The organism is Halomonas sp. 11-S5 (assembly GCF_029889825.1).
Taxonomy (GTDB): Bacteria; Pseudomonadota; Gammaproteobacteria; order Pseudomonadales; family Halomonadaceae; genus Halomonas.
Genome location: NZ_JARANW010000012.1, coordinates 74,860 through 81,928 on the forward strand (window position 1 = coordinate 74,860; position 7,069 = coordinate 81,928).

Genomic DNA, 7,069 nt, shown 5'->3' on the forward strand with positions numbered 1-7,069 from the left:
AAAGGAAACCATTCAGGCAATAAAATGAAGCGGTCTCTCAACGATCAGGAACAATTCGGCCTCCACCTCGGGCTGGTCGCCCGGTTATGGCGCGCCGAGATCGACCGGCGGCTGGCCGCCTTCGGCCTCACCGACTCCCGCTGGTTGACACTGTTGCAACTCTCTAGGCTGCCCCATGCGGCAACCCAGCGCGAATTGGCCGAGGCGGTCGGGGTGCGGGGGCCGACCCTTGTGCGCACGCTGGACCGACTTGAAGCCGAGGGGCTGATCGAACGCCGAACAGAAGCTGCCGACCGCCGCACCAAATCGGTTCACCTGCGCGCGAAGGCCACTCCCATTCTGGAACAAATCGAAGCAACCACAGCGGCGGTTCGCGCGGAAATCCTCTCCGACATATCCCCTGCGGAGGTGACGACCTGTCTGAAGGTCTTCGAGAAGATCGCCGGCAAGCTGGGTGGCGCGGAAACGGCGATGCAGCTTACGCATGAAATCCCGATAGACAGGTGAGCCATGGACCAGCGAGTGAACCGCCCGGAGCGCCAGAGCGACGATCCGGAAATCAATCTACGCACGGCCCCCGACAAGGAGACGCAAGCTGCGTCAGAGGCGGTTTCCCCGCCTGGCCGCGCCCGGCCACGGCGACTGTATGGTGCGATCCTGGCGGCGCTGATCGTTATCGGGGCCGGCGGCTGGTGGCTTTGGCAACAGTTTACCCATGTCTTTGTCACGGATGCCCGCGTTGCAGCCGACATCGTCGCCATAAGCAGCCGGGTGCCCGGCTGGGTCACCGCCGTTGACGTCATTGCGGGCGATGCCGTTCACAAAGGGGACGTGCTGGTCCGGATCGACGAGCGGGAGAGCCACCTGCGCGCTCAGGAACTTGACGCACAACTGGCAGGTGTCGCCCGCCGCCGGGAGGAAATTGAAGCCCGCATCGTGCTCACCGACCATCAGACACAAAGCCGTATTACCGCCAGACAGGCAGCGGTAAGGGCTGCGGAAGCGGCGCTGGCCGCAGCAAAGGCGCAACGCAATCTGGCGAAAACGGAGAACGCCCGGGCCGAAAAACTGGCGCCAGGCGGAGCGATCACCCGCGCGTATCTGGACCAGACGCGGGCGGCACTGGAAACAGCCAGGCAACAGGTGTTGAGCGCCCAGGCAGGGCTGGAGAGTGCTCGCGCCGCCGTTGCCGAGGCCGAGGCCGCACGCGGGGAACTCGCGGTGCTCCAGCGCCAGTTGGCCGAGCTCGGTCCGCAAGAACAGCGGCTGCGCGCACAAAGGGAGCGTGCGGCCCTCGATCTCGAAGATCGCACCATCGCCATGCCGTTCAAGGGGGTAGTGGACCGGGTCTTCGTGGATGCTGGCGAATACGTCACGCCCGGCCAGCGTCTGCTGATGGTGCATGATCCGGACAGCGTCCGCGTCGAGGCAAACGTCAAGGAGACCGACATCCGCTTCTTCCGGCCCGGAAAGACGGTGACGATCACTGTCGATGCCCTGCCGGGGCGGCGCTTCGAAGGCACGGTCACGCGGGTGGGCCAGGCTGCCACCAGCGAATTCGCGCTGCTGCCCAACCCCAACCCGAGCGGCAACTTCACCAAGATCACCCAGCGCCTGCCGGTACGCATCGCCGTGCAGCAGGACGACGGCGAACTCAAGCCCGGCATGATGGTAGAGCTGGAGGCCACCACTGGTGACTGACGCGCCGCACCCGGACAGTATCGAGGGGCTGTTCGCCCGCTTCGGCCCGGCGTATCGCTGGCTGGTTACGGGAACGGTCATGATGGGCACGATCGCCACCATCCTGACCGCGACCATCGTCAACGTGGCCCTGCCCGACATCATGGGTGCCTTCGGTATGGGCCAGGACAAGGCGCAGCTTCTGTCCACAGGCTTCCTTGCCGCGATGACCGGGACCATGCTGCTGAACGCCTGGATGGTCGATACGCTCGGCCAGCGCTTGACGTTCATGCTGGCGGTGACGGTTTTCATCGCCGCCTCCGTGATGGGCGGGCTGGCGCCGGCGGGAGGGGTGCTGATCCTGGCCCGCGTGCTGCAAGGCGCCGCCGCCGGTATCCTCCAGCCACTCGCCATGCAGACGATCTTCCAGGTCTTCCCGCCGGAAAAGCGCGGCTCGGCCATGGGCATCTATGGCATCGGCGTGGTCCTGGCCCCGGCGCTCGGCCCCACGCTGGGCGGCATCATGGTGGACAACTTCAGCTGGCGCTATGTGTTCTTCATGGCCGTGCCATTCGGCGTTGTTGGCCTGTTCCTTGCTACCATCTTCATGCCGGGGCGGTCGACTTCGGGACCGGCGCGCAAATTCGACTGGATCGGTTTCGGGCTGATGACGGTGTTCCTCGTGACCCTGCTCAACGGCCTGTCGAATGGACAGCGTGATGGATGGTTCTCCGATCCCATCCTGCGCGACTTCGCCGTCGCCTTTATCTCGGGCACCGGCTTCATCGCCTGGGAACTGTACACGCCCTCGCCCATGCTCAACCTCAAGCTCTTCACCAACCGGGTCTATGCGGGCGCCTCTGTCGTGGCCTTCATCTTCGGGGCCGGGATCTTCGGCTCGACCTTCCTGATTCCGCTGTTCGTGCAGACGATTCAGGGCTATACGCCGACCCGTTCCGGCCTGCTGCTGATGCCGGCGGGGCTGATCCTGGGGCTCGTCTTCCCGATCGCCGGAAGACTGACCGACAAAACGCCGGCCTATGCAACGGTCATGTTCGGACTGATACTCTTCGCGTTATCGTCGTTTCTGATGACCGGCGTCGATACCGGCACGTCCTTCTGGCTGTTTGCGTGGTGGATCATGCTGGGCCGGATCGGACTTGGTTTCATCATGCCGAGCCTGAACGCCGGCGCCCTCAAGGCGCTCCCCATGACGCTACTCGGCCAGGGCTCCGGCGCGATCAACTTCGTGCGCCAGCTCGGTGGGGCGTTTGGCGTCAACCTGCTTTCCATCGCTCTGGAACGACGGTCCCAGCTCTACGTAGACAGCTTCACGGCGGCGCAACACGCCGGCAACAGCACAACCACCGGCTTGCTGCGCGATGTAACCGGCTTGCTCGCGCAGGCCGGTGTGCCGGAGGCGATTCGCCAGGCCGGGGCGATGAACTATCTCGGCCGCATGATCTACAGCCAGGGCAACATGTTGGGCTATCGCGACAGCTTCTTTATTGTCGGTGCGTTTTTTCTGGCTGCCCTTGTTCCGGCGCTGATGATGCGCCAGAGGGGCCGTGGGTCCTGAATAGTTATCATTGAAATTAGACGTTAGAGCGCCTCAAAAGCCGCCAGCACGGCATCGCCCATCTCGGCGGTGGTGACCGTGCGCGTGCCCTCGGAGGCAATATCGGCGGTTCTCAGGCCGTCGTCCAGCACCTTGCCCACGGCCGCCTCGATGCGCTCGGCCAGGGCCGGCTCGTCCAGGGAGTAGCGCAGCATCATGGCCACCGAGAGGATGGTGGCGAGCGGGTTGGCGATGCCCTGACCGGCGATGTCCGGCGCGCTGCCGTGGCAGGGCTCGTACATGCCCTGACCGCTCTCGTTGAGGGAAGCGGAAGGCAGCATACCGATGGAGCCGGTGAGCATGGCGGCGGCGTCCGAGAGGATATCGCCGAACATGTTGCCGGTGACCACCACGTCGAACTGCTTGGGGGCACGCACCAGCTGCATGGCGGCGTTGTCGACGTACAGGTGGGAGAGCTCGACGTCCGGATACTCCGGCGCCAGGCGCTCCATCACCTCGCGCCACAGAATGGTGACCTCGAGCACATTGGCCTTGTCGACGCTGCACAGCTTCTTGCCGCGCTTCTGCGCCATCTCGAAGGCCACGCGACCGATGCGCTCGATCTCGCTCTCGGAATAGACGTAGGTGTTGAACCCCACCCGCTCGCCGTTACGCTCCTCGATGCCGCGCGGCTGGCCGAAGTAGATGCCACCGGTGAGCTCGCGCACGATCATGATATCCAGGCCGGCCACCAGCTCGGGCTTGAGGCTCGAGGCAGAGGCCAGCTGGGGATAGGTGATGGCCGGGCGCAGGTTGCCGAACAGGCCCAGCTGCTTGCGCACGCCGAGCAGCCCCTTTTCCGGGCGCTTGCCGAGATCCTCGATCTTGTCCCACTGGGGACCACCCACGGCGCCCAGCAGGATGGCACGGGCCGCCCTGGCCTTCTCGAGGGTCTCGGCGGGCAGCGGCTCGCCGTGAGCGTCATAGGCGGCACCACCCAGCAGTCCCTCCTCGACCTCGACGTCGAGGCCACGGGCCTGGCAGGCCACCAGGATGCGGCTGGCCTGGGCGGTGATCTCGGGACCGATGCCGTCGCCCGGCAGTACCAGAATCTTCTGTGTCATCTTCGCTTCCTTGTATTGCCGCCCCACCAATCGGGGCTTCCCCGGCGACAAGCCTTCGAGGAGGCGCTGTGAATACCTCCCTGTATGCTACCGACGCCATCCCTGGCGTAGGACCTCCTCTTCGGCTTGTCCCCGGCGCCCCTCGCCATGGCAAGGGCAGCCAGATCTATGTCATCAGGCCTGGGCGCTGTCGCGGAACAGCCAGGGGCGCGCGGCGCGGTGCTTCGCCTCGAAGTCGCGGATGGCGTCCTCGTCCTTCAGGGTGATGCCGATGTCATCGAGCCCCTCCAGCAGGCACTGCTTGCGGAAGGCGTCCACCTCGAACGCGATGATCTCGCCGGAGGGCGTGATCACCCGCTGGTTCTCCAGGTCCACGTCGAGCCGGTAGCCCTCGTTGGCCTCGACCTCGGCGAACAGGCGGTCCACGGTCTCCTCGGGCAGGGGCACCAGCAACAGGCCGTTCTTGAAGGCGTTGTTGTAGAAGATGTCGGCAAAGCTCGGCGCAATCACCACGCGGAAGCCGAAGTCTTCCAGGGCCCAGGGCGCGTGCTCGCGCGAGCTGCCGCAACCGAAGTTGCGACGGGTCAGGAGCACGCTGGCCCCCTGGTAGCGGGGCTGGTTGAGCACGAAGTCGGGGTTGACCGGGCGCTGCGAGACATCCTGGCCGGGCTCGCCCTCGTCGAGGTAGCGCAGCTCGTCGAAGAGGTTGACGCCGAAGCCGGTGCGCTTGATCGACTTCAGAAACTGCTTGGGAATGATCAGGTCGGTGTCGACGTTGGCCCGGTCGAGCGGTGCGACGAGGCCTTCGGTGCGTTCGAACTTCTTCATGGTTCAGGCCTCCTGTGCCTGGGCATCGTCATTGGCGGCACCGTTGTTTCCCAGCCCCCTCACATCCACGAAGTGGCCAGCGATCGCCGCGGCCGCGGCCATGGCCGGGCTGACCAGGTGGGTGCGCCCGCCGAACCCCTGGCGACCCTCGAAGTTGCGGTTGGAGGTGGAAGCACAGTGCTCGCCGGCTCCCAGCTTGTCGGCGTTCATGGCCAGGCACATGGAACAGCCCGGCTCGCGCCACTCGAAGCCCGCCTCGATGAACACCTTGTCGAGGCCCTCCGCCTCGGCCTGGCGCTTCACCAGGCCGGAGCCCGGCACCACCATGGCGAGCATGATCGAGTCGGCCACCTTCTTGCCGCGCGCCACCTTGGCCGCCTCGCGCAGGTCCTCGATGCGCGAGTTGGTGCAGGAGCCAATGAAGACCTTGTCGAGGCGGATATCGGTGATCTTCTGCTTCGGTGCCAGCCCCATGTACTCCAGGGCCCGGGTGTAGCCACGCTGCATGGTCTCGTCGCCGGCCTCAGCCGGATCCGGCACCTCGCCGGAGATGCCGGTGACCATCTCGGGGCTGGTACCCCAGGAGACCTGCGGCTCGATCTCGGCGGCATCCAGGGTCACCACCTTGTCGAAGGCGGCGTCGGCATCGGAGACCAGGTTGCGCCAGTTGGCCACTGCGGCGTCCCACTGCTCGCCCTTGGGGGCGTAGTGGCGGTCATGCAGATAATCAATGGTGGTGTCGTCCACGGCGATCAGCCCGACCCTGGCCCCCGCCTCGATGGCCATGTTGCAGACGGTCATCCGGCCTTCCATGGAAAGCTCGCGGATGGCGCTGCCGGCGAACTCGATGGCATAGCCGGTACCGCCGGCCGTGCCGATCCGGCCGATGATCGCCAGCACGATATCCTTGGCGGTGACGCCGGTGCCGAGTTCGCCCTCGACGCGCACCTGCATGTTCTTCATCTTCTGGGCCAGCAGGCACTGGGTGGCGAGCACGTGCTCCACCTCGGAGGTGCCGATGCCGTGGGCCAAGGCGGCGAAGGCGCCGTGGGTGGCGGTATGGGAGTCGCCGCAGACCACGGTCATGCCCGGCAGGGTGGCGCCCTGCTCCGGACCCACCACGTGGACGATGCCCTGGCGCGGGTCGTTGATCTTGAACTCCTCAATGCCGAACTCGACGCAGTTGTCGTCGAGGGTCTGCACCTGGATCAGTGACACCGGGTCCTTGATGCCGGCGTTGCCCTCAGCGCGTTCCTTGAGGGTGGTGGGCACGTTGTGGTCCGGGGTAGCCAGGTTGGCATCGATGCGCCATGGCCTGCGCCCCGCCAGGCGCAGCCCCTCGAAGGCCTGGGGAGACGTCACCTCGTGGAGCAGTTGGCGGTCGATGTAGATCAGCGCGGTGCCGTCACCACGCTCCTTGACGAGGTGCTGCGACCACAGCTTGTCGTAGAGTGTCTGGCCTGCCATAGCTTTCTCCCGGGCTCGATGGCCCTTGATGTCATGTCCGGTCTCGGAATTGCACCACCACCGCGGCTTTGCGGGGAGCAGACCTCCAAGGAGGCGCTGTGAATACTTCCCTGTACGCTACCGATGCCCTGCTTCGCTATTGCGTCCCGCTTCGCTTGCAGGGCCGGTGCTGGCCATCCATGGCCAGCCCGTTCGGAGCAATGCTCCTCACCCCTGGCATAGGACCTCCTTTCCGGTCTACCCCCCGACGCCGCTCAGCCATGCAGTGACTATTGATCGTGGCTTTTGGGGCGTTGGCCGCTTGGCCGCTTGGCCGCTTGGCCGCTTGGCCGCTTGGCCGCTTGGCCGCTTGGCCGCTTGGCCGCTTGGCCGCTTGGCCGCTTGGCCGCTTGGCCGCTTGGCCGCTTGGCCG

The 7,069-nt window shown here is 65.7% G+C and carries 6 protein-coding genes; 3 read left to right on the top strand and 3 right to left on the bottom strand.

Features of this window, described 5'->3' with window-relative positions; translation table 11 throughout:
- Positions 1-24 precede the first annotated feature (24 nt).
- Genes slyA through OP497_RS10405 form a run of 3 tightly spaced genes read left to right on the top strand, consistent with a single transcriptional unit; the run spans position 25 to position 3,259 of the window.
- A complete protein-coding gene (gene slyA, locus OP497_RS10395; RefSeq protein WP_280548149.1) occupies positions 25-507 on the top strand; it encodes a transcriptional regulator SlyA in 483 nt (160 codons plus the stop codon).
- Positions 508-510: 3 nt separating this feature from the next.
- The gene (locus tag OP497_RS10400) at positions 511-1,701 is read left to right on the top strand and encodes an HlyD family secretion protein (RefSeq protein ID WP_280548151.1); all 1,191 of its coding nucleotides are present in this window, start codon (positions 511-513) and stop codon (positions 1,699-1,701) included.
- Positions 1,694-3,259 carry a DHA2 family efflux MFS transporter permease subunit gene (locus OP497_RS10405; RefSeq protein WP_280548152.1) on the top strand — a complete coding sequence of 522 codons (1,566 nt, stop codon included), beginning with the start codon at positions 1,694-1,696 and terminating at the stop codon, positions 3,257-3,259. Before OP497_RS10400 ends, OP497_RS10405 begins: the two co-directional genes overlap by 8 nt.
- A gap of 23 nt (positions 3,260-3,282) precedes the next feature.
- Here the strand turns inward: OP497_RS10405 and leuB are convergent, their stop codons facing one another.
- From leuB to leuC, 3 genes are all read right to left on the bottom strand, one after another.
- Positions 3,283-4,362, bottom strand: coding sequence for a 3-isopropylmalate dehydrogenase (leuB, locus tag OP497_RS10410; RefSeq protein ID WP_280548153.1), 1,080 nt, complete (start codon positions 4,360-4,362; stop codon positions 3,283-3,285).
- Between the two features lie 174 nt (positions 4,363-4,536).
- Positions 4,537-5,190, bottom strand: coding sequence for a 3-isopropylmalate dehydratase small subunit (gene leuD, locus OP497_RS10415; RefSeq protein WP_280548154.1), 654 nt, complete (start codon positions 5,188-5,190; stop codon positions 4,537-4,539).
- A gap of 3 nt (positions 5,191-5,193) precedes the next feature.
- Positions 5,194-6,657, bottom strand: coding sequence for a 3-isopropylmalate dehydratase large subunit (leuC, locus tag OP497_RS10420; protein WP_280548155.1), 1,464 nt, complete (start codon positions 6,655-6,657; stop codon positions 5,194-5,196).
- Positions 6,658-7,069: the final 412 nt, after the last annotated feature.